This is a genomic window from Photorhabdus luminescens subsp. luminescens (genome assembly GCF_001083805.1).
GTDB lineage: Bacteria > Pseudomonadota > Gammaproteobacteria > Enterobacterales > Enterobacteriaceae > Photorhabdus > Photorhabdus luminescens.
The window spans coordinates 209,238-232,627 of record NZ_JXSK01000008.1; the positions used below are offsets into that span (position 1 = coordinate 209,238).

Genomic DNA, 23,390 nt, shown 5'->3' on the forward strand with positions numbered 1-23,390 from the left:
AATGATTTCAATCAGTTCAGAAACTAGGGGAAAGCGTGAAGAATCGTACTCTTGGCAGTATTTTTATCGTAGCGGGCACGACAATTGGCGCAGGAATGCTGGCGATGCCGCTGGCAGCGGCCGGTGTCGGTTTTGGAACAACCTTCGTGATGTTAGTCGCTCTTTGGGTTTTGATGAGCTATACCGCTTTATTGCTGGTGGAAGTTTATCAATACAGCCCGGCCGATACGGGTCTGGGAACAGTGGCAAAACGTTATCTGGGACGAGGAGGCCAATGGCTCACCGGTTTCAGTATGCTCTTCCTCATGTATGCCCTGACCACCGCTTATATCAGTGGCGCCGGTGAGTTGCTCTCAGGCAGCCTCTCTTCATGGCTGGATAAACCTATTTCTATCCCATTTGGCGTGCTGATTTTCACTCTTGTCGCGGGTTGTGTTGTCACTATCGGTACTCAATCTGTCGATATGATTAACCGTCTGCTATTTACGGCAAAAATCATCTTTCTGGTTATTATGCTGACCGTCATGATGCCTCACATCAAAAGTACTAACCTGATGTCAATGCCTTTAGAACAAGGTTTGGTATTATCAGCTATTCCCGTGGTATTCACCTCTTTTGGTTTTCACGGTAGTGTGCCAAGTATCGTCAATTATATGGGAGGCGATACTCGCAAGTTACGTAAAATATTTGTTATCGGCAGTGCAATCCCATTAACTGCCTATATCCTATGGCAATTGGCAACATTGGGCGCCATCTCTTCTCATACTTTTGTCGGGATCTTAGCGGAACAATCAGGATTGAATGGGTTGTTAAAAGCCGTGAGAGAGGTTGTCGCGACGCCTCGTGTAGAGCTTGCTGTCCGTCTGTTTGCTGATTTGGCATTAGCAACCTCATTTCTTGGGGTCTCTTTAGGTTTGTTTGATTATATGGCAGATTTGTTCAAACGCCGTAACAACGCAACAGGCCGCCTGCAAACCGGCATCATTACTTTTGTTCCACCACTACTTTGTGCTTTGTATTATCCAAACTTTGTCATGGCGTTAACTTTCGCTGCGGTAGCACTGTCCATCCTCGCCCTGTTACTGCCTTCCATGCTGGCATGGCGCAGTCGTCAAATTGAGCAAAAAGCTTATCGGGTAAAAGGCGGAAAACCCGCTTTGATTCTGATATTTCTTTGCGGCATTACGGTAATTACCATCCAGATTGGTATTGTCAGTGGTTTACTGCCAAAAGTGGGTTAATTAGCTGTCGAAACTGTCCGCATCAGAGATGGTGCGGACAAAATACAAAAGTAAATTAGAAATTCAAACCGGCGCCGATATAAAATCCATCAGCCAATTTGTTATCCCTGTGCCCTTCTTTCCCTCTCATGTTCATGATTCTATAACCTGCATCCACCGTCAGCGGTTTAAATACAGTGAAACGTAAGCCGCCAGCAGCCTCAGCATAAGAATCAATACCCGAAGTTAATCTGGACGGCGCACCGTAAACTTCACCGTACAGAGCTAAAGAAGGCATAACAGTCCAACTCAAACCCACACCTGCCGCTAATGCCTCACCATTTTTCCCATCTTTAGGGGATAAATAGAGAGCCTTGCCGCCAATGCTGGCAGTCAATGGACCGACAGGCAGGCTAAATGCGGTTCCCAAACTTCCCAACTGACCGTTATGATCACTGCGGGCCCAATTGCCGTTAAAAGATAATCCGGCGCTGTTATCGCCAATTACCGCAGCAGTATTGGTGAAATGGCGACCAGCCTGAACATTCACGGAAATTGCATTCGCAGACTCAGCAATGAACAACAAACTGGTTGCTACCGCAGCAAGATAAATCTTCATTACATTTCCTCTTTATTTACTTAATGTTACACATCTTACGTAAATACAACTAAACCGATAGACAACAAAAAGAAATGAATCATCTATACTTACTAAATATGTGTGAATTCTTCATTCCATGTACTTAATAATTAACTATATGAATAATTTTATATTAAATAGTAAACAAGAAAATAATAAATAAATTATAAAAAAACACAATATTTGCATTTCACCATTGACCAGAACATTTTTCTTAATCAGCGATTCCGCTGTTTTTTTTCATGTAAAACAGGAGAAGTGTGATGAAAAAGAGAGGACTGACAACGAATGCTGGCGCCCCTGTCGTTGACAACAATAATGTCATGACCGCGGGCCAACGTGGTCCTATGTTGTTACAAGATGTTTGGTTCTTAGAAAAGCTTGCCCATTTTGATCGTGAAGTGATCCCAGAACGCCGGATGCATGCCAAAGGTTCTGGCGCTCATGGAATCTTTGTCGTTACTCACGATATTACTAAGTACACCCGCGCTAAGATTTTTTCTGAAATAGGCAAAAAAACCGAGATGTTTGCCCGTTTCTCAACCGTCGCCGGTGAGCGCGGCGCCGCAGATGCTGAACGTGACATTCGTGGTTTTGCCCTTAAGTTCTATACCGAAGAAGGCAACTGGGATTTAGTCGGTAACAATACCCCAATATTCTATCTTCGTGATCCGCTGAAGTTCCCAGATCTTAACCATGTTGTTAAACGCGATCCCCATACTAATTTACGTAATCCTGCCTATAAATGGGATTTCTTCTCTCATCTACCTGAATCATTGCACCAATTAACCATTGATTTCAGTGACCGTGGGGTACCTAAATCTTTCCGCCATATGCACGGTTTTGGTAGCCATGCTTTCAGCTTTATCAACGCAGATAATGAACGTTTCTGGGTGAAATTCCATTTCCGTTGTCAGCAAGGCATTAAAAACCTGATGGATGAAGAGGCAGAAGCGCTGGTAGGTAAAGATCGTGAAAGTTCTCAGCGTGATTTGTTTAACGCAATTGAGCAAGGCGATTATCCACGCTGGAAATTAAAAGTTCAAATTATGCCAGAGAAAGAAGCTAATCTGTTGCCGTACAACCCATTTGATTTGACTAAAGTATGGCCTCACGGCGACTATCCGATGATTGATGTCGGTTATTTCGAGCTAAACCGTAACCCTGATAACTATTTCTCAGACGTTGAACAGGCTGCTTTCAACCCCGCTAATGTCGTGCCAGGTATCAGTTTCTCCCCTGATAAGATGTTACAAGGCCGTCTGTTCTCTTATGGTGATGCTCAACGTTATCGTCTTGGCGTTAACCACCATCAAATTCCGGTCAATACACCGCGTTGTCCATTCCATAATTACCACCGCGATGGGGCAATGCGTGTCGATGGCAACAGCGGAAATACAGTGACTTATGAGCCAAACAATGCAGGATTATTCCAAGAACAACCTGAATTCAAACAGTCATCATTGTCTTTAGAAGGAGATGCCGATCACTGGAACCACCGTCAAGATGAAGATTATTTCAGTCAGCCTCGCGGGCTATATAACTTAATCAGTAGTAAAGAGCATCAGCGTATGTTTGACCGTATTGCCAGTGAACTGTCACAAGCACATGAAGATACTCAACGCCGTCAGGTTGAGCTATTTAGAAAAGTTCATCCAGAATATGGCGCTGGTGTTGAAAATGCGCTGAAAAAAATCAAAGGATAGTGTCTAACAATACGTTTTTTTAACCGTCTCTGCCCATTATTACACGATAAATAATGGGCAGTACGAAGTGTTTAATTGAATATTTTCATCACGCCAGCTTTTGCCACATATTATCTTTTTCAGCAAAAACCAATTTTTCTGCTTGCTGTTGGATACTGGTTTCTGACAATTTCCTCAGCATTTCACCAATATAACTTTGCTCATCAATTGATTCTGTGTAAAGAGAACGCAAAGCAACATCAGCGACCCTTGGAATACCAGACTGCCCCTTTTCCCAACGGGCAATTGTCTGAATATCAACACCCAACAAGTTAGATAGGAGCTTTTGAGACATATTCATTTCAATGCGTAAAAAACGAACTTCTGCTGCTGACAGTGGGCGTTTCAAGGAAATTAATACCTTAGCAATTAAACGATGCAATTCATCAAGATTGTCGATACTGATATAAACTTCACCATCAATTATTTCCTGTTGAAATCCATTCGCTAACCAAATATTTGATAATCCACTTTCAACATAATGATACATAATATTATCCTTATTTAACTATCACCGTAATCACAAAACAAGACGGGTCGTACTCATATCTTTTTAAAACAATAACAACTTCGATTAATTCTCCCGCTGCAATGCCTTGAAAATTGAATTTCCAATCACCACTCGCCGTTTGATGTGGCTGTTCTGTTATACGACTATGCCGGCTCTTTAATACATTAATGATTTGCCGAGTCGTTACTCCTCGCTCAACCATTCTTTGTTTAACATGATGCGTATATTTAATACGCCCTGAGTGATTCTCAGCTAACTCATTGATAATTCTCTTTGCCGATACAGGATTCAGAGGAAATTCGCTGATTATAGGCAATCCATTTTCTTCCATGAAATCTCCTATCAAAAAGATAGATATCATTATGATAGCTTAATCGATATGAATCAAGAAAAACTGGGCAAATCCAACACCCATTTTTTGATTTGCTGACGGGAAACTTTAATGCCGTTATTTTTAAGCTTTTGAGGTAACAGATAGTAAGCAACTGGGCGCTGAAAAGCAGCCAGTTTATCAATCAACCATTCAGGTAATGTATCAATGACCTCAGATGAATTACTGTCTATGACCGCGACAGGACGATAACCAAATTCAGGGTCAGGTACGGGAACAATAAAGTTTTGTGCAACCTGTGGATAGGTGTTAATCACCCGTTCAATCTCTTCCGGCTGAATCCCTTCTCCACCGCTGAAAAATTGATTATCCATCCGGCCAAGTATCCGCAACTCACCATTTTGTATCACTCCTCGATCACGAGTATGAAACCAGCCATCACGATCAACTAATGGTTGTAATTTTCCATCCAGCCAATATCCATTGGCAAGGCTGCCAGAACGAATTTGAATCTCCTCCTTGATCAACCGAACTTGCTTGCCCGGTAATGGATTTCCCACACCAGGCAACTCATCTGCCCGTTTAATGCATACTGTTGAAGCCAGTTCGGTTAAACCATAACTACACCAACAACGAATACCTTGCTGCTCTGCCCTTTGCGTCAATTCAACGGGGATCATCGCCCCACCCAGCAGCACTTCTTTCAAATTCGGTGGCTGATGTTGTGACTGCTCCAGTAACCGCCAAAGCTGAGTTGGAACCAATGACGCATGAGTACAATCCGCCAAAGCGTGATCTGACAGATGGGTATTTCTGAGTACCAAACAAGCCCCTTTAATTAGCCAGCGCCAAATAATCCCCTGACCCGATACATGAAACAACGGCAATGAGAGCAGCCAGCTATCTTGCTGTTGAAAATTGATTACTGAAAGGACATCTTGCGCGCTGGCAAGATGAGCATGAATTGAGTGAATAGCCGCTTTAGGCATCCCGGAAGAGCCGGAGGTCAGTATCATACTGGCCGGGCGTATCGCATCCCATGCCACTGAATTATCATCAGCATTTAGCGGTTCACTTTTCCAATCGAGGGATTTGGCATCCATCACAAGCAAGTTGTCACCACAAAAATCAGCCACAAAATCGATATTCAAATGTGGCAGTAATTCAACCAAAAGCATTTCAGGCAGTTGAGGATTCAGTGGCAATATCCGTGCGCCACACTGAAGCGCTGCAAGATAGCAAAACAGCATCTCTTCGCTGTTCTTCCCTCGCAACATTACGCCACTACCTTCAACTACCCCCTGTTGGCGAAAATTGGCCGCGATCATATCCAAAGAGATAACTAATTGATGCCAGGTTAGGGAACGATCACACAACTTGACGGCAATATTTTCAGGACTAAATGATGCCCAGTAGCGCCACGGCCACTGGGTAAATGGATTTAACTGCACCATGAGATTTCTAACTCGTCCAATCCTGTTACTGGCATCGTGCTACCCGGCCAACGGCGTACTAACTGGGACTGAATCAATTCCAGCGTATCCAGTCCAGGAATAGTCGCTGGCGTCAGCCAATGAGCAATACGGGCAAGCTGAGTCAAACCAAAGCTGGTTTCAATACTGGAGCTGATCACCGCCTCTAATCCCGCATTGTGCGCGGCTGAAATCAACTGACAACAACGGGCAAGGCTTCCTATCAGAGTAGGTTTAATCACAACAGCCGCCACCCCTGCTTGCTCTTCTACTTTAAAACCCTCATCACGGACACTTTCATCCCATGCAATGGCGATTCCAGTCTCACGGGCAAAAGCGAGCGATTGTTCCGGGGTTTGACAAGGTTCTTCCAAAAAGGCAATTCGGTTACGGTAATCAGGATTGACATACTTAGCGAAACTGTCCGCTTTAGCACGGCTCCAACTACGGTTAGCATCCAGTCGCAAAGATAAATCCGGTACCGCTTCCAGTAAAACGTTAACTACCATGCCATCACGTACCGCTTCATACAGTCCGACTTTCACTTTGGCAACTTTTTGTCCACTCATGTTACTGAGACGAACAATCAGTTCATCAGGATCGCCATTACACAATGGCGCTTTCCGGTAGTTAGCGTCTTTCGGTAATTTACCCTGCAATTCAGCTAATGCGCAGCTAATCCCGAATGCGACAGAAGGTAATTCACTTTCATCAGGTTCAGCGCCAAGGCGCCACTGTTTAAGCCATGTCTCCGCTGCTTGACCTGCCTGTTCAATGGTTTCTTTGCTAAATTCCGGTAGCGGTGAAATTTCACCCCATCCCTGTTGACCATTTTCCTGTAAGTGAACCAAAAAACCATCACGAGTTTTAAGCCGCTGATATCGTAGGATAATACCGGCTTCCATTGGCAATTTGAACCGGTATAAAGTTGCAGTTCGCATTATGGGTTACGTTTAAATTTACTAAAATCAGGGTGGCGTTTCTCAACGAATGCATTACGCCCCTCTTGACCCTCTTCTGTCATATAGAAAAGCATGGTGGCGTTACCTGCCAGCTCCTGCAATCCAGACTGACCATCACAATCCGCATTTAGAGCAGCTTTTAAGCAACGCAGGGCCATCGGGCTATTTTTCAGCATTTCACGACACCAGCGAACGGTCTCTTTTTCCAGATCCGCATAAGGCACAACGGTGTTAACCAAGCCCATCTCCAACGCTTGTTTAGCATCATATTGACGACACAAAAACCAGATTTCGCGGGCTTTTTTCTGACCAACAATCCGTGCCATGTAAGATGCCCCCCAACCGCCGTCAAAAGAACCCACTTTAGGCCCAGTTTGACCGAAAATAGCGTTATCAGCCGCAATGGTCAGGTCACACACCAGATGCAGTACATGACCGCCGCCAATCGCATATCCAGCAACCATAGCAACGACAGGTTTTGGACAAGTGCGAATCTGGCGCTGGAAATCCAGTACATTTAGATGATGCATGTCATTGGCATCTTTATAACCACCATAATCGCCACGGACTTTTTGATCACCACCAGCACAAAACGCTTTTTCACCCATACCTGTCAGGATAATCACCCCGATAGTGTCATCATAGCGGGCATCATCCAACGCCCGCATCATCTCTTTAACCGTCAATGGCCGGAATGCGTTACGTACTTGCGGGCGATTAATGGTGATTTTAGCCATACCATCAGTGGATTTGTGATAAAAAATATCTTCAAATCCTTCGGAGCAGTCCTGCCATACAATTGGGGCATAAAGTTCTTCTTCGCTCGGGTAAATCATATTCGTATTCCTTATACATTAAAGAGTGATAAAAAATGGTTTACTACCGCCGCAAACGCTAGCGCGTTCGCTCTGTGAGCATTATGCCCAACACATGGAATAGTTTGCAGCGGCAAAGCGCAACGTTTTGCTAATTGATCAAATTTCTTGTCATTTTCGCCGCATAAATAAGCAAAAGGCAACGTCAGTTGTTGCAATACAGGCACCAACCAAGGTTGATGTCCAAGTGAGGTATTTTCCAGCATATCAGCCACACCATCGCCATTATTATGGCAGCGTATTTTGATCAGTTGCTGGCGCTGTTCGGGTAATAGATCAGAAAAAACCGGCTGCTGATACCAATCAGACAAAACCTGTTCCATCGGCTGAGAGCGAAAACGTCCGGCCCAATTTCTATCGTGTTCAAGACGATTATCTCGCTCCTGTTGGGAGAATAATCCAGGACTTCCGCCTTCAACTAACAGTCCACATAATCCCTGAATATCACCATAACAGGCATGATACATAGCAATGCGTCCCCCCAAGGAGTAGCCAATCAGCCAGTATTGACTAATTTGCTGTTCTGCTAATGTTTGAGATAAAAGACAACTCATATCCATAAGATCTTTTACCTGTACGTCAGTGGAATCACCGTGACCGGGTAGATCGATGACCAATGAGGGATAGTGAGCACACAGATTCACTAATGGCAACCATTCATCACCACAGCCCAATAATCCATGTAACCACACCAGCCACGGGCGGTCATTGTGACCGTTAAACTTGCGACAGGCCAGACTCACAACATTGCCACCTGTTTTAACAGTTGTTGTAAACACTCAGCCCCTTCTCTTTCCGGCACTTTTAATTCAATCAGCGTGGTTTCATTTTGTCGCCATGCCTGCTCAATACCTTGTTGCAACTCTATCCAACTTTGTGGGCTGGCATATTTCAAGCCGAACATCGCCGCAGCATGATCAAAACTAACCTGCTGAGGCATACAATAAAAACGTTGCCTTGCTTCTTCCGGGGTGGGTAGTAAAGAGAAAATCTGCCCGCCGTTATTATTTACCACGATTAACACGATTGGTGCGGAAGGATAACGCAACAGAACTAAGCTATTGAGATCATAAAGCGCCGATAAATCACCGATAACAGCCAAAGTCGGCTTTGCTGTTGCCCGTTGCACACCCGCCGCAGTGGAAATTAATCCATCAATGCCGCTAGCGCCCCGGTTACTGTAAACCGGATACCCCGCGGGTAATTGCCCCAGTGCATCTATCAAACGAATAATCAGGCTGTTACCGACAAACAACTGCCCGCGTTCAGGCAGTAATTCACGCAATCGATAGGCCACTGTTGCTTCACCGAATTTCCCTGCCAATTCTGTTCTAACGCAGTTGACCGCTTTTTCTGACCAGACAATCAGCTCTTCTGCCCACGGTGTATGCGATTGTGCCCACGGTACACGCGACTGTGCGGGATGAGCCAGTAACCAGTCAGTAATATCACAGGTCAATTTCTTGCCACGATGATTAGCGGGATCAAGCCGACCCGGTATCGGATCAATAATCCAAAACTCTTGCGGCTGACACTTCGCCTGCCACTGTAACAAGCGTTTCCCAATCAAGCTGAAACCAAACTGCACGACCAGTTGCGCTTGCGCTAAAATCTCCTGCACATGAGGATTATCCAGCCATAAATCGGCACAAGGCAATGGCTGCCCAGTTTGTGAAAGCACATTGCCAATCAGCGGCCAGCCCAATGCTTTTGCCCATTTAGCAACATTAACTCCCTCTTCGGCACTCATTCGACCGGCCAATACAACGCCTTTTTTCTGCTGCCAATAGTTCCAATCCGGCACTTCTGCCACAACATTCGCTACTGGTTGACTCAACCAAGGTTCGTTACTTTTCCACCAATCGCCTAACTGCTGCTGCCACTCCTTATAAGCAGGCTCTTCATTACCATATAATGGTTCGGCAAATGGGCAATTCATATGCAAAGCCCCATGCCGCAAACTCGCCATATTATGATCTATGACAGAAACCAACCAACTTGCCGGTATATCTACGGTCGGTCTTGGCAAAGAAATTGTCTGGCATGGATGAGAAGCAAAAATACCATTCTGACGGATAGCCTGATTGGCGCCGCAGTCCATTAATTCTGGCGGTCGATCAGCGGTAAGGAAAACCACTCGCTCACCCGTTAAACTGGCTTCAATTAATGAAGGATAAAGATTCGCTACCGCGGTTCCAGAAGTCACGATAACGGCAACCGGTTCTCTGCTTGCTTTAGATAATCCCAGCGCCAGATGCCCTAATCCACGTTCGTCAAAATGAGTATGACAAATCAGTTTGTTATTTGCCGCAGCGGCTATTGTCAAAGGCGTGGAACGTGAACCGGGCGCAATGCAAACATGACGTAATCCATGACGAGAAAGTGCTTCCAATAAAAGTTCCGCCCAGCGGCGGTTAAATGCGCTGTTTGACATAGTTTACTCAGAAAATTTCTATAAAAGCTGACTATTAGCCTAACGGCACAGATAATTATTTCTTTATCCTAGTTCAATGAATTGCCACTTAATCGGAGATTGTTTTCATTCAACTATTCACCTTTCAGCAAAGTACGCAGCCCGGCAGCTTTATTTTCTATTTCTATCCACTCCTGTTGCGGATCAGAACCCATCACAATCCCTGCACCGGCATACAGTGAAAGTAAATTGTTGTTAATTTGTGCGCAACGTAGGGAAACCGCAAACTCACTCTGCTCACAGGAAAGATACCCTGCGGAACCCGCATACCAGTCACGATTAAATGGTTCGCTATCACGAATAAAATCACGTGCCGCTTCACGAGGTAATCCAGCGACCGCAGCCGTTGGTTGTAAACGATGCAAGCAATCACTATCACGGGCATGCTTCAATTTTCCCTGAATTCGGCGACGTAAATGCTGGACTTTTCGCAAACGAATCACATCTGGAGGAGCCACATCGACAGAAACCACAGCGCCTTGAAGACGCTGGCAAATATCATCAACGACGAGCAAGTTCTCATGCTGATTTTTTTTATCATCCAGCAGCCATTGCCCTAATTTTTCGGCTTGCTGAGTATCATCGGAATTGGCAACCGTCCCCGCCAGCGCTTCGGTATAAAGCTGAGTCTGCTTACGGTAGTAAAGCCGTTCTGGCGAAGACGCCAAAAATGCCTCATGCCGATTAAAAGCCAGCATAAAATGATAACAACGGTGATTTATCTGGCGACTCGCTGCCATAAACTTCGCAGCCGCTAAAGATTCACTCAATATCAGTTGAGTCTTACGCGCCATCACGACTTTCTCCATCTTACGATGGGTAATAGTGTCCAAAGCCTGCTCAATCAAGTCACACCACCGGGCGCGTTCCGGCACATTCTCCGCGTTCACTATCACTGCTTGTAACGCAGAGAATTCCCGGTGCGGAACTAACTGTTGCAGAAATTCCTGTGCATTTCTCACATCCTGCCGGCCTGCGATATTCAAATACAACCAGCTTTCGTCACGGCAACGGCGTAATTCGATACGGGGCAAAAACAGGTAACCGGCTTCCCCTGCTTCAGATTGCGTAATACGAGCTGGTTGAATCCGATCCCAGGCATTCAGCCCCCAGATCCGTATCTGTGGAAATTGACGGTTTCTGTGCAAAAAATTTTCGGCTAAAGCGATATCACTGAAAAGGTGGATTTGCCCACAAGCAGCGACCTCTTCATGGCCCTCTCTGTGATGCCAATAGAATTGTGGATAATGAGACTGCGCTGCCAGCCATTCCAGCCAGTAAGTGCTGCAACCTACTGGCAGAGGAAATGAAATTTGTTGGATACCAACTTCGCTAACTTGTTCATTATTCAGTGTTTTACATACATCAGCGACAATATTAGCAATTCGATTCACCACTTCTGCCCCAAAAGACGTGATAAAAGTAGGATTATACGGGGCATTAATAATAATTAAAGCCCTGATTATTTATGTAGTTATGCTTGTTCGATTCCGTTAGCAGTATGCCATTATCTCAATACTGAAACAGGCCAAATCAGAAGTTTTGTCCCTCAGATAACGAACACTAAGTTCATTAATATGATCAATTTTCACGATGCAATTTATAAAAAAATGACTCTTTTACTTACTACGAAAAATTTACTAAATAAATACCGTTATTATAAACCAAGGAACAAATATTTACTCTTTGGATAAGATCATCCTATAAAAACATATCTTATTTGCACAATAGCCAAATAGAATTATAGAAAAAACCCTCTTATTTGTTAATTTGAACTACTATATGAACAATTAAGGCTTTAATTTAAACATATAATTAAAAATAATAAAAAAACATCTGACTTATTTTTTATAAAAATACAACATTACCTAATTTTAAAATTAAAAATATAGAAATCATATAACCACCACATCACAAAACCGACTTAGTTATTTGTTTTAACTTAATTTTTATATAAAATCCAATTAAACATTCTATATTTATCATTCTAATATCAATAAATAAATGAAAACTTAAGTCATATAGACAAGAAAACCAAAGGATTATTCTCACCCTCAATTGCTAAAACAATAAAAATTCATACTATTTAATTCTATATATCAGACATAAAAAATCAAAAATAAATTTATTTAAGATTAATAGCAACGTAAAAATACTATTTAATAAAACTCATGAGTTAAACTGTTTCTTCAACAGTTAATCACGTAAATATATGTATTTTTAATTAAGATTATTCAATAAAAAACACAACGTGAATTTAACAACATGAGTATTATGACGTTCGGTTATGCCTTGATGTATTTAATAATTTTTTAATAAAGCAAGAACCAATAATGGAGAAATATATGTTATTAGCTCAACTTCCAGCGGAAAAAACACTGAACGAAACAGATATTCCCTCGGCTACCTTGCAATTACTGACTGGTAAACAAGAAGGTGTTGCACGCCCCGGAGGAATATTTACCAAAGAAGACCTGATTAATATCAAACTGTATGTTAAGAAAGGCTTATCACTCCCTTTTAATCTTGAGGAAGTGAAGAGCTATCTGAACTATCAAAGAGTCAATATCGCTGGATTAGAACCAGAGGATATTCATGCCCTGTTTGAAGAGATCCGTATCCATTCACTTAGCTGGAGTCAAGTAGAAAGAGATGTCCTGCAACAGAGCATAGATCTGGAGATTATTGGTCAACAAATTACCGAAACCGGAGAGAATATAATCAGTATCATCAATGAGATGCCAATTATTGAACGTATCAAGAGAAAATTGGGAAATATCTCAAACAGCCAACTGTCTCAGATCACCTATACCAACGAAGACAAAGAAGTATCACACGCTCTAATAGAGATCCTCGACACGATGAAGAATGATATTGAGAAACAGAGGCAGAAAACTGAAAAGGTCAAAGACGAAGTATCCGATTTTAAACTAAAACTTATCGGCGGCAGACTGGCAAACGGCAGTATTGCTATGGGTTTGCAACCGCAGGTTGAAAATAAAAGAAAGTTGATGAGAGACAATAAAATGTCGGTCAACATTGAAGATTTAGACGAAAAAATTATTGAAAAGAAAGCGGAAATCGACCAACTCAGGCAAGATTACAACAAATTCGTCGGCCTGGCTTTTTCTGGTATTGCCGGAGGGATTATAGGTCTCGCAATTACTGGCGGTATCTTTGGCTCCAAGGCAGAAGAAGTACGTAAACTAAAGAATGAATTGATCGCAGAAGTACGCAGCCTGGAAGAGAGTATTAGGGGACAACGCGCCCTGCAAAAATCCATTACCACTTTATCCCTTGATTTTAGCGACATTGATACCCGCTTGTTGGACGCAGAAGTGGCACTGAACCACTTGGATTACATGTGGCAATCCATGCTAACTCAAATCAATGCTTCCAGGGATAAATTCTCTCAAATTAACAACGCACTAAAACTGACTTCTTTCATCACTAAATTCCAGCAAGTGATAAGCCCTTGGAAAGAAGTAGAAGGTTCCGCTAAGCAATTAGTCAGAGTTTTCGATGAAGCGTTGAAAGAATACAAACATCGCTATAACTAATTGTTCCCCGCTCGTACTACATAGGAAATAGAAAAAAGGAGTATTAGAATGACTGAGATCGTCACTTTTCCACAGCAGGCTGTTGTTTATCCAGAAATTAACGTAAAAACTTTGAGTCAAGCCGTGAAAAACATCTGGCGTCTGTCACACCAGCAAAAATCAGGCATCGAAATTATTCAGGAAAAAACACTACGAATAAGCTTATACAGCCGTGACCTCGACGAAGCAGCGCGTGCCTCTGTACCCCAACTGCAAACCGTACTGAGGCAACTCCCCTCTCAAGATTACTTCCAGACCATCACCGAAATCGATACGGCGCTGGAAAATCCCGAATTAGACGATGAAACTCGAAATACTCTTTTGGAAGCACGCTTAGAACATACCCGTAATCTGAAAAAAGATGTCAAAAACGTTATTCACATCTTACTCAAAGAAGAGAACCAGATGGCAAGCAGGATTGCCGATGTGAGCAATGTCGTGATCTTAGAACGCCTAGAAGATAGGCTGAAAGAGGAGCAAGCACGAAAAGTGGAGATTCAAGATGATATTGCACAGAATGGGGAAAATAAAGCCAGATTAGTCGTAGAACGCAACAAAATCATCGAAAGCCAGGACGTTATCCGCCAATACAATTTAGCTGATATGTTCAAAGACTATATTCCCGATATCAAAGAGCTGGATAAACTGGACGTAGCCAATCCTAAAAAAGAGCTTATCAAGCAAGCGATCAAACAAGGGGTTGAGATCGCTAAAAAGATTCTGGGCAATATCTCTAAAGGGTTAAAGTACATAGAACTGGCCGATGCCAGAGCTAAATTGGATGAGCGAATCAATCAGTTAAACAAAGATTGCGATGACTTGGAAACCCAATTGAAAGGAGTAGAACAACGAATTGCCGGTATAGCAGATGTGCATCAAATTGATAAGGAGAGAGCCACATTACTGCTTCAGGCAGCTAAACTAGAACAAGTATGGAATATATTTGCCAAGCAATTACAGAACGCCATAGATGGCAAAGCCAACCAGCAGAATCTACCCAAGATCATACACAACCAGTTGGCTTTCCTTGATGATTTGGCACAGCAATACCACTCGATGCTATTGAGTTAAGCTCAGAAGACATCATTCACCTATAAGAGATAACAACAACCCGGTAAGGACAACCTTACCGGGTCAGGTTATTGACCAACCGATTTAAAAACATCCCTAAAGACATAAGCAGGGCCGCACGTCTGCTAGATTGGGGACATAATATCATTACGCGGAAACTGAAAGATTTTCACAAATCTCCCCTTCTAATAAACATCAGTCCAGCATTATCGATTGTGTCGCATGATCGATTGTATTGCATGATCGAGTGATGTTTTAATGCTCGTCACTATTTTTTCAATATAAATTAGGAGAATATAAATGAACAAGCTAATTCTGTCCTCTAATATGTTGTTGAAAGAGGAACAAACTGTTTCGTTGACCCAAGTAGACCTAACCAAAGAAGACCCATCTCTGCTGGAGTTGCTACAACAGCAAATTGAAGCCGAGGACAGTCTCACGCAACAGGCCGGACCACGTTGGTATCGCTCTGGTTTAGGCCCTAAACCAACTCAAGGCGGAACGTATATTTCTGGTACAACCTTAGCTCCCTTGAACGGACCGGCGCCTTCAGGAATCGTGAACACCATTCAGTGTACCTATGACCGAATCAATTGGGCTGGCTGGCAAAATCAAATCACGCTGCGTCTTTTCATCACCACCCCGGATAATTCCACTGCATGGGAAGCATTTCTGGATGTAGCCAGCGACTCGGCCACGATCAATGCCGCAGGAGCGAATGTTCCAGCAGACTGTAGGATTACCCTGCAAATGAAAGTCGGGAATATCACGGGCGGGTTGTATCAGCCGCCGTACATTTCATCCTATGACTGCTGGGTAAACTACAACTAACACGAACTGTTGAGGACGCGCCTTTGGATATGTGCCAAAGGCGCGCTTCTAAATACGTTGTTTACTGTGAAAGATGTTACCCTGAATATATTCTTGAAGAAGTCAGATTGGATGCGATAATTAAAGAAATAAACTTTAATTTTAATACCATTAATATATTTATTACCCTCTTTGGTTTTAAACCTAAGAATCAAATACAAGAAAAAGGAAAAACGAGAAAATCAGAGTATCGATTTAATGAAAATGGATGAATTTGAGTTACAGGCTCAAAATAGCCCAATAAAAACCATTCATTAAATGAATTTTTAATTAAAAATAAGAAAACTCTCGGAATGGGAATCGCCCTATTTGATATCACCTTTTTAACCATATTCATTTTATCTTTTTATCTGCCTTTCCATTTAACAGCCTATTCACATCCATATTTAATTCGTTTATCGACAATGTTATCCATCCACTTATTTTACATTTACCTAACCTGACATGACCATTTAAAATCACAAAAACAAAAATATTAAAAATTTCATATAAAATACAGATTTAACTATAAGTGCAGATTTTTAAAAAAACGTTAATTAAATTTAATCCAACCCCATTAACTATTAATTGAAAATTGAAAAAATCAGCGAAAAAAGAATATTTTCCGAAAAAACATAAAGGGGAACCTTTATACTATCAAGCTATTTATTGATTGATTTATAAAGATAAAAAAAGAGGGATAATTTATGAAAACTGTTCAAAATTGCCAATGAAACAGCATCAACAAAGATAAAAAGCAAGTATGATTAAACGTAAAACACAATATACCATGATGATTAAACTTAATAGAAATCAGGTAGTAAAAGCAGTAAAAACAGTAAAAACAGTAAAAACAACGATTAAAACCAGAGGTTAAAAAAATGGCTTTTAATAGCCATTTAAAACCTGCTCACCATAAAACCATCAGTGAAAAATGAGAAAATAATTAGCTTTATTTATGATTATAAATAACACTTCATAATTCTACTACACATGACCACTTTGAAAATCTCATTTATACCCCGTGAAAAAGGCAAATAAGAATATAAAATAGGTTAACAAGGCAATATATTTAAAAAATCAACCGATTTTAATAACGTTTTCAACTGGGAATTAAACTTTTTTATCAGCCAGTTAAATAATCGTTTATAAAGAATCCGATTACCTATAATAAAATATTATTAAATGAATTTACTGATTTATTTAAACATCATTTAAATAGACATAGTTTTAAGAGAAAACCTAAAATCATATGACGAGACTATTTTAATAAATAAAAGATTTTATTTTTATAACCCAAGTCTTTTCAAAACTGACCCGGTAAGAATAATCTTACCGGGTTTTTATATTCCAAATAATCCGTAACAACTGACTGGCTATTTAGAGAGTAATTTTCGCTTGCTGTATCACATCAATCAGCGGTTGAGGCCAGATACCTAGCGCTAATACCAATAATGCGGAAATCAGAACAACAATCCCGCCGGCAGTCGATGCCCAGTTCCTTGGCGTGTCACGGTTAAGGGCCTTCGGCGCAGGCAGGTACAGACTGACCATGACCCGTAGATAGTAGTACAGGCCGATAGCACTACCCAAAACCACAGCGCCCGTCAGCCACCACAGTTCTGCTTGTACACCCAAGACAATGACGTAGAACTTACCAATAAAGCCAAATGTCATTGGGATCCCCGCCAGTGACAACATCATCACCGTCATTACCGCAGACAGAATAGGTTTATGCCAAAACAGACCACGATATGAGTAGAGGGAATCTGCATCCGGCCCTTTATATGGGCTGGACATGAGGCTAACAACACCAAATGCGCCGATACTGCTAAACAGATAACCTGCCAGATAGATACCGACCGTTTCTTCTGAAAGCTGGTGATTTTGTACCGCCACCAGCGCCACCAGTAAATAACCCAAGTGAGCAATAGAAGAGTAACCAAGCAAACGTTTGATATTTGTCTGAGTCAGCGCCATTAAGTTACCGAACAGCATAGAAGCAATCGCAATAACAGTTAATACTGTACGCAGTGCTTCACTATCCGCCATTGGCGCTTCAACGAATAAACGTATCACTACCGCAAAAATCGCTATCTTACTGGCTGTTGCCAGAAAGGTAGAGACCGGCGCAGGCGCTCCTTGGTAAACATCCGGCGTCCAGAGATGGAAAGGCACCAGTGATAATTTGAAGCCAAGGCCGACAACCAACATACCCAAGCCTGACAGTATCAAAGGTTGATAGATATAGCTGTCAGACAAACGATGCCCTAGCGCGGCAAAAGAGAGATCGCCTGATTCCGCATATAACAACGCTATACCAAACAGCATGAAAGAAGAGGCCGCCGCAGACAGCAACATATACTTGATAGCTGCTTCCAGAGAGCGTTTCTGGCGATAGGCATAACCAATCAAACCAAACAGCGGCAAAGTTAATAACTCAATACCGATAAACAATGATGCCAAGTGGTTTGCACAAGCCAGAAGAATCCCACCCACTGTCGCAATTAGCACCAACAGATAGAACTCTTCTTTGTTATCTGGATAATTTTCTAGCCAGGAATAGGCAAAAGTCGTCGTTGCCAAGCTCGCAACCAGCACGAGACCGATATAGAGCATAGCATAGCGATCCACATGAACCAGTGGAGTGACATCCATCGCTTCTTGCTGTCCGACAAAATAGAGAGACAGCAGAGCCAGATTCAAACCTATCACGGTCAAAGTGGTGTTAATAAAGTGATCGCGTCGCCACGCAATGGACAGCATCACAACGACTACCGTCAATCCGACGATCAACAGCGGTAACAGCGCGATCAGTTGTTGAGGAGTTATTGTCATGGCGAATTACGGCCTTGTAGTTGAAATTGAAGCTGAATACCAGGTCTGGATGTTATCCATCGCTGCCGCTGAAGTATCAAGGATAGGTTGTGGGTAGAAACCCATCACCACCAGTAATATCAACAGCACCATTACAATGGATACTTCTCGCATATCCATCCGTCTTAGTGGTTCGTCTGATTTTGCCTCACCGTAGTAAGCACGCTGCATCATATACAGGGCATAGACAGAAGCGAAAACCAGACCAAACACAGAAATCGTTATAATTAACGGAAATTCACTAAAACTACCAAACAGGATCATAAATTCACCGATGAAGTTACCGGTCCCCGGCATCCCCAGTGTCGCGACAGCAAAGGAGAGCGATAATGCAGGCAAGAACTGCACACGTTTCCACAAGCCGCCCATGAGATTCATATCACGGGTATGTAAGCGCTCATAAAGCTGCCCGCAGAGAATAAACATGCCTGCGGCTGACAGACCATGAGCAATCATCTGAATAATTGCCCCCTGATAAGCAAGCTGGCTGCCAGAATAGATCGCGATTAACACAAACCCCATATGAGAGATACTGGTATAAGCAATCAAGCGTTTGATATCTGTCTGGCTGAATGCCATCCATGCGCCATAGAAGATCCCAAGCACCCCCAACCACATCGCAATCGGCGTGAACTCATGAGAAGCTTCCGGGAACAGCGGCAAAGCGAAACGCAACAGGCCATAACCTGCGGTTTTCAGCAAGATACCCGCCAAATCAACAGAACCCGCGGTTGGCGCCTGACTGTGCGCATCAGGCAACCACCCATGCAAGGGCACAACTGGCATTTTCACAGCAAACGCAATGAAGAAACCAAGCATCAGCAAGTATTGAACGGTGTGTGACATGGGTGTATTCAGCAGTTTTCCATAGCTGAATGTCCACTCGCCTGTTCCGTTATAGTGAACCAATACCAGCGCCATAATCGCAATTAACATCACCAAGCCGCTCGCCTGGGTGTAAATGAAAAACTTGGTCGCCGCAGTGATACGAGTCTTGCCGCCTGAACCTCTGTGACCCCAAAGCGCAATTAGGAAGTACATCGGCACCAACATCATTTCCCAGAAGAAGAAAAACAGGAACATGTCGATAGCGAGGAACACCCCCATCACACCACCCAAGATCCACAGCAAGTTCAAGTGGAAAAAGCCCTGATATGGCTGATTTTCCGTCCATGAACAGAGAATAGCCATCAGCCCCAGTAGCGCAGTCAACACCACCATCAGCAACGATAAGCCATCCAGAGCAAGGTGAATACTGATACCAAAACGCGGGATCCACGGCATAAGAAATTCCTCTTGCCATTGAGGGAGCCCTTGTGGATTCGCCAAGGTGTAGCCCCCCTGCAACCATAGTTGCAGAGAGAGCACCAGAGTCAACCCCATCGAAATTAACGCGATCCAACGCGGTACACGGGTACCGATGCGTTCAGCCTGCCAACTCAACAGGCCACCGATGAAGGGCATAAGAATTAGCCAAGGTAATAGCATGGCGCAATGTATCCCTTAAATTAAACCAGTAGCAGCAGAGCTAAAACCAGCACTGCACCCAACCCCATAGAGGCAACGTACCAACGGACCTGTCCATTTTCACTCAGACTAAGACCTTTGTTACTCCAGCGTGATAACACCGCAGGAATATTCATCAGTGAATTTAGCGGATCGTTTCGCAATACATGGGTAATGTTCTTGAACGGCTTAACAAATACCCAATCATAGAGAACATCAAAGCCCCAGGCATTAAACCACCACACGGAGAAGAAACGGCCCGGAGCACTTTGCGCCACACCATTCACCAACTGACGTTTACCCAAATACAGTGCCATTGCCAGCAAAATACCCGCTACAGCGATCACGCCAGAAACTACTTCCAGAGTCATTTTGCCTGTATGATCCATTACATGGCTGCCCGGCAACACTCCCGCCAATGGCGGCACAATCAACGCGCCCACAAAGGTTGAAAGCACTAGCAATACCAGTAACGGCAAGTGATGGGTAATACCTTTAACAGGATGGGCTTTTGTTTTCGCCTCACCGTGGAATACGATGAAAATCATGCGGAAGGTATACAAAGAAGTCATAAATGCACCTGCCAGACCAGCCAGCATTAGGTTGATATGACCATGTGACATTGCTCCCCACAGAATTTCATCTTTACTGTAGAAACCGGCAGTGACGATTGGCAACGCGGATAACGCCGCGCCACCCACCAGAAAGCAGATATAAACCAATGGAATGGATTTACGCAATCCTCCCATTTTGAAAATATTCTGTTCGTGATGACAAGCCAAAATGACGGAACCTGATGCCAGGAACAACAGCGCCTTAAAGAAAGCGTGAGTCATCAGGTGGAAGATTGCCGCATCCCACGCCTGAACCCCTAACGCTAAGAACATGTAGCCAATCTGGCTCATGGTTGAGTAAGCCAATACCCGCTTAATATCGGTTTGCACTAACGCTGCAAAACCTGCCAACACCAACGTGACAGCGCCAACAGTGCCAACCAGTTGCAGGATTTCCGGCGCCATCAAGAATAGACCGTGGCTACGTGCAACCAGGTAAACCCCGGCGGTCACCATCGTTGCCGCATGGATCAACGCAGAAACCGGCGTTGGACCGGCCATCGCATCGGCCAACCAAGTTTGTAACGGCAATTGGGCTGACTTACCTACGGCCCCACCCAATAACATCAGGGTTGCCCAAGTAATCACCGAAGAACCAGCTTCCAGATGCTGCGGAGCTAAAATCGCCAACTCGCGGAAGTTCAATGTTCCCAGATTGTCATACAGAATGAACATGCCGATAGCCAGGAAGACGTCACCTACACGGGTAACGACAAAGGCTTTCATTGCCGCGGCGCCATTCGCCGGATTGGTATAATAGAAGCCAATCAGCAAATAACTGCACAGCCCCACCCCTTCCCAACCGAGATACATCAGCATCATGTTATCTGCCAGAACCAGTATCACCATGCTGGCAATAAACAGGTTGGTATAAGCGAAGAAACGGGAATAACCCTCTTCACCACGCATATACCACGAGGCATACATATGGATCAGGAAACCAACGCCAGTTACCACACTCAACATGGTAAGCGATAAACCATCAAGAACCAGAGTGAACGGGATACTGAAATTCCCAACTTCCATCCAGTTCCATAGGTTCTGGCTATAAACCAGATCGCCCGCGCCATTCTGACTGTTGAAATCGATAGCAACCCATAAGGTAACCAATGCAGCCAAACCAACAGAACTAATCCCAATGGTAGCTGATGTATTTTCAGACCAGCGGCCACGGGAAAATGCCAACAGCAAAAATCCCAACAGTGGCAGCAGAATTGTTAAATAGAGTAAGTTCATCCGCGCATCTCACTGACTATATCAATATTCAGATTCTGGCGACGACGATAGAGCTGTAATAACAGCGCCAGTCCAATACTCGCCTCTGCCGCCGCCAAGCTGATAGCCAAAATAAACATCACCTGACCATCTGGCTGGCCCCAATAGCTGCCTACCACAACAAAAGCCAAAGCCGCAGCATTAATCATCACTTCGAGTCCAATTAACATAAACAACAGATTACGGCGAATGATGAGCCCGGTCAGGCCCAGCACAAATAGAATTGCCGCCAAAATCAGTCCATGTTGAAGAGGTATCATGGTTGCTCCTCCGCATTTCGGTTGCTGAGCACTTCACCCTGTTTATGCTCACGGCCTATGTGATACGCCACCACCATACCGGCAAGTAATAGCAAAGAAGCCAGTTCAACAGCCAATACATACGGCCCAAATAAACTGATACCCACTTCTTTAGCGCTGATAACTTCACCGGTGATATTGTCGGCAATATCGCCATGAGAAACATTGATAATGGTATACACCAGCACAACAAGCAGCACGGCTGACAGTATCCCCGGACCAACCCAGGTCTTCGGTTTCAACCAGACACGCTCTTGTTCCACAACAGATTTGCCAAGGTTTAGCATCATCACCACGAAAACGAACAGCACCATAATGGCCCCGGCGTAAACGATGATCTCTAGCGCACCGGCAAAATAAGCGCCAAGCGAAAAAAACACCGCTGAAAGCGCCAGCAGAGAAACAATCAGATACAACAGCGCATGTATCGGATTGGTATGGGTAATCACCCTGATAGTTGCCAATATGGCAATCAGCCCGGCGGTATAAAACGTAAATTCCATGAATATCGCTCCTTACGGCAACAAGCTTTTAACGTCGATAGGTTTCGCTTCATCGTCGGCTTCACCTTTTGGTTTGCCGCCAATTGCCATACCTGTCTTACGGTAAAAGTTATAATCAGGATATTTACCCGGACCTGAAATCGTCAGGTCCTCTTTTTCATACACCAGATCCTGGCGCTTAAATTCCCCCATTTCGAAATCCGGCGTTAATTGGATCGCAGTCGTCGGGCAAGCTTCTTCACATAAGCCACAGAAAATACAACGTGAGAAGTTAACGCGGAAAAATTCTGGATACCAACGACCATCTTTATGTTCAGCTTTTTGCAGTGAGATACATCCCACTGGGCAAACCGCCGCACACAAGTTACAGGCAACACAACGCTCTTCACCGTCCGGATCGCGCGTCAGCACAATACGGCCACGGTAACGGGGCGGCAGATAAACCGGTTCCTCTGGATACATTTGGGTTTCGCGCTTATGAAAGGCATGCAAGCCAATCATCCAAATACTGCGTACCTGGGTGGCAAAACCAACCACTAACTCTTTCAATGTCATGGTTCATTCCCCC

20 protein-coding genes are annotated in these 23,390 nt (G+C 43.7%); 5 read left to right on the forward strand and 15 right to left on the reverse strand.

Going from position 1 to position 23,390, the window contains the following annotated elements:
• The first annotated feature begins 35 nt into the window (after positions 1 to 35).
• Positions 36 to 1,241: a tyrosine transporter TyrP gene (gene tyrP / locus TI10_RS17930; RefSeq protein ID WP_049584743.1), complete on the forward strand. Its 1,206-nt coding sequence runs from the start codon at positions 36 to 38 to the stop codon at positions 1,239 to 1,241.
• 55 nt (positions 1,242 to 1,296) lie between these two features.
• Here the strand turns inward: tyrP and TI10_RS17935 are convergent, their stop codons facing one another.
• A complete protein-coding gene (locus TI10_RS17935) occupies positions 1,297 to 1,839 on the reverse strand; it encodes a YfaZ family outer membrane protein (protein WP_049584744.1) in 543 nt (180 codons plus the stop codon).
• 284 nt (positions 1,840 to 2,123) lie between these two features.
• Between TI10_RS17935 and TI10_RS17940 the strand changes: the two genes are divergently transcribed.
• A complete protein-coding gene (locus TI10_RS17940) occupies positions 2,124 to 3,566 on the forward strand; it encodes a catalase (RefSeq protein ID WP_049584745.1) in 1,443 nt (480 codons plus the stop codon).
• Between the two features lie 88 nt (positions 3,567 to 3,654).
• Here TI10_RS17940 and TI10_RS17945 read toward each other — a convergent pair whose 3' ends face one another.
• The 8 genes from TI10_RS17945 to menF form a co-directional block, all read right to left on the reverse strand.
• Positions 3,655 to 4,095 carry a helix-turn-helix domain-containing protein gene (locus TI10_RS17945; protein ID WP_049584746.1) on the reverse strand — a complete coding sequence of 147 codons (441 nt, stop codon included), beginning with the start codon at positions 4,093 to 4,095 and terminating at the stop codon, positions 3,655 to 3,657.
• A gap of 10 nt (positions 4,096 to 4,105) precedes the next feature.
• Complete coding sequence (locus tag TI10_RS17950) at positions 4,106 to 4,447, reverse strand: DUF4258 domain-containing protein (protein ID WP_049584747.1); 342 nt, start codon at positions 4,445 to 4,447, stop codon at positions 4,106 to 4,108.
• Between the two features lie 53 nt (positions 4,448 to 4,500).
• Positions 4,501 to 5,901 (reverse strand): o-succinylbenzoate--CoA ligase, encoded by a 1,401-nt coding sequence (gene menE / locus TI10_RS17955; RefSeq protein ID WP_049584748.1) that lies wholly within the window; start codon positions 5,899 to 5,901, stop codon positions 4,501 to 4,503.
• On the reverse strand, positions 5,889 to 6,860 hold the full coding sequence (gene menC, locus TI10_RS17960) for an o-succinylbenzoate synthase (RefSeq protein ID WP_049584749.1): 972 nt from the start codon (positions 6,858 to 6,860) through the stop codon (positions 5,889 to 5,891). The genes menE and menC overlap by 13 nt, the downstream gene beginning before the upstream one ends.
• Positions 6,860 to 7,717 carry a 1,4-dihydroxy-2-naphthoyl-CoA synthase gene (menB, locus tag TI10_RS17965; RefSeq protein WP_049584750.1) on the reverse strand — a complete coding sequence of 286 codons (858 nt, stop codon included), beginning with the start codon at positions 7,715 to 7,717 and terminating at the stop codon, positions 6,860 to 6,862. Before menB ends, menC begins: the two co-directional genes overlap by 1 nt.
• Positions 7,718 to 7,728: 11 nt before the next feature.
• On the reverse strand, positions 7,729 to 8,499 hold the full coding sequence (gene menH, locus TI10_RS17970; RefSeq protein ID WP_049584751.1) for a 2-succinyl-6-hydroxy-2,4-cyclohexadiene-1-carboxylate synthase: 771 nt from the start codon (positions 8,497 to 8,499) through the stop codon (positions 7,729 to 7,731).
• Positions 8,496 to 10,190 (reverse strand): 2-succinyl-5-enolpyruvyl-6-hydroxy-3-cyclohexene-1-carboxylic-acid synthase, encoded by a 1,695-nt coding sequence (menD, locus tag TI10_RS17975; RefSeq protein ID WP_049584752.1) that lies wholly within the window; start codon positions 10,188 to 10,190, stop codon positions 8,496 to 8,498. Before menD ends, menH begins: the two co-directional genes overlap by 4 nt.
• 113 nt (positions 10,191 to 10,303) lie before the next feature.
• Complete coding sequence (menF, locus tag TI10_RS17980) at positions 10,304 to 11,623, reverse strand: isochorismate synthase MenF (RefSeq protein ID WP_049584834.1); 1,320 nt, start codon at positions 11,621 to 11,623, stop codon at positions 10,304 to 10,306.
• A gap of 939 nt (positions 11,624 to 12,562) precedes the next feature.
• Between menF and TI10_RS17985 the strand changes: the two genes are divergently transcribed.
• The 3 genes from TI10_RS17985 to TI10_RS17995 all read left to right on the forward strand — a co-directional run bounded on the left by TI10_RS17985 (position 12,563) and on the right by TI10_RS17995 (position 15,730).
• Positions 12,563 to 13,789 (forward strand): alpha-xenorhabdolysin family binary toxin subunit A, encoded by a 1,227-nt coding sequence (locus tag TI10_RS17985; RefSeq protein ID WP_049584753.1) that lies wholly within the window; start codon positions 12,563 to 12,565, stop codon positions 13,787 to 13,789.
• A 48-nt stretch (positions 13,790 to 13,837) separates the two neighbouring features.
• Positions 13,838 to 14,899: an alpha-xenorhabdolysin family binary toxin subunit B gene (locus TI10_RS17990; protein WP_049584754.1), complete on the forward strand. Its 1,062-nt coding sequence runs from the start codon at positions 13,838 to 13,840 to the stop codon at positions 14,897 to 14,899.
• A gap of 300 nt (positions 14,900 to 15,199) precedes the next feature.
• Positions 15,200 to 15,730, forward strand: coding sequence for a hypothetical protein (locus tag TI10_RS17995; protein ID WP_049584755.1), 531 nt, complete (start codon positions 15,200 to 15,202; stop codon positions 15,728 to 15,730).
• A 1,398-nt stretch (positions 15,731 to 17,128) separates the two neighbouring features.
• Here TI10_RS17995 and nuoN read toward each other — a convergent pair.
• Genes nuoN through nuoI form a run of 6 tightly spaced genes read right to left on the reverse strand, consistent with a single transcriptional unit; the run spans position 17,129 to position 23,377 of the window.
• Complete coding sequence (nuoN, locus tag TI10_RS18005) at positions 17,129 to 18,586, reverse strand: NADH-quinone oxidoreductase subunit NuoN (RefSeq protein ID WP_049584757.1); 1,458 nt, start codon at positions 18,584 to 18,586, stop codon at positions 17,129 to 17,131.
• Between the two features lie 6 nt (positions 18,587 to 18,592).
• The gene (nuoM, locus tag TI10_RS18010) at positions 18,593 to 20,113 is read right to left on the reverse strand and encodes an NADH-quinone oxidoreductase subunit M (RefSeq protein ID WP_049584758.1); all 1,521 of its coding nucleotides are present in this window, start codon (positions 20,111 to 20,113) and stop codon (positions 18,593 to 18,595) included.
• 20 nt (positions 20,114 to 20,133) lie between these two features.
• Positions 20,134 to 21,981 carry an NADH-quinone oxidoreductase subunit L gene (nuoL, locus tag TI10_RS18015; protein WP_049584759.1) on the reverse strand — a complete coding sequence of 616 codons (1,848 nt, stop codon included), beginning with the start codon at positions 21,979 to 21,981 and terminating at the stop codon, positions 20,134 to 20,136.
• Complete coding sequence (nuoK, locus tag TI10_RS18020; protein ID WP_015833671.1) at positions 21,978 to 22,280, reverse strand: NADH-quinone oxidoreductase subunit NuoK; 303 nt, start codon at positions 22,278 to 22,280, stop codon at positions 21,978 to 21,980. Before nuoK ends, nuoL begins: the two co-directional genes overlap by 4 nt.
• Positions 22,277 to 22,822: an NADH-quinone oxidoreductase subunit J gene (gene nuoJ, locus TI10_RS18025; RefSeq protein WP_049584760.1), complete on the reverse strand. Its 546-nt coding sequence runs from the start codon at positions 22,820 to 22,822 to the stop codon at positions 22,277 to 22,279. Before nuoJ ends, nuoK begins: the two co-directional genes overlap by 4 nt.
• 12 nt (positions 22,823 to 22,834) lie before the next feature.
• Entirely contained in the window at positions 22,835 to 23,377 is a 543-nt protein-coding gene (gene nuoI / locus TI10_RS18030) for an NADH-quinone oxidoreductase subunit NuoI (RefSeq protein ID WP_049584761.1), read from the reverse strand.
• Positions 23,378 to 23,390: the final 13 nt, after the last annotated feature.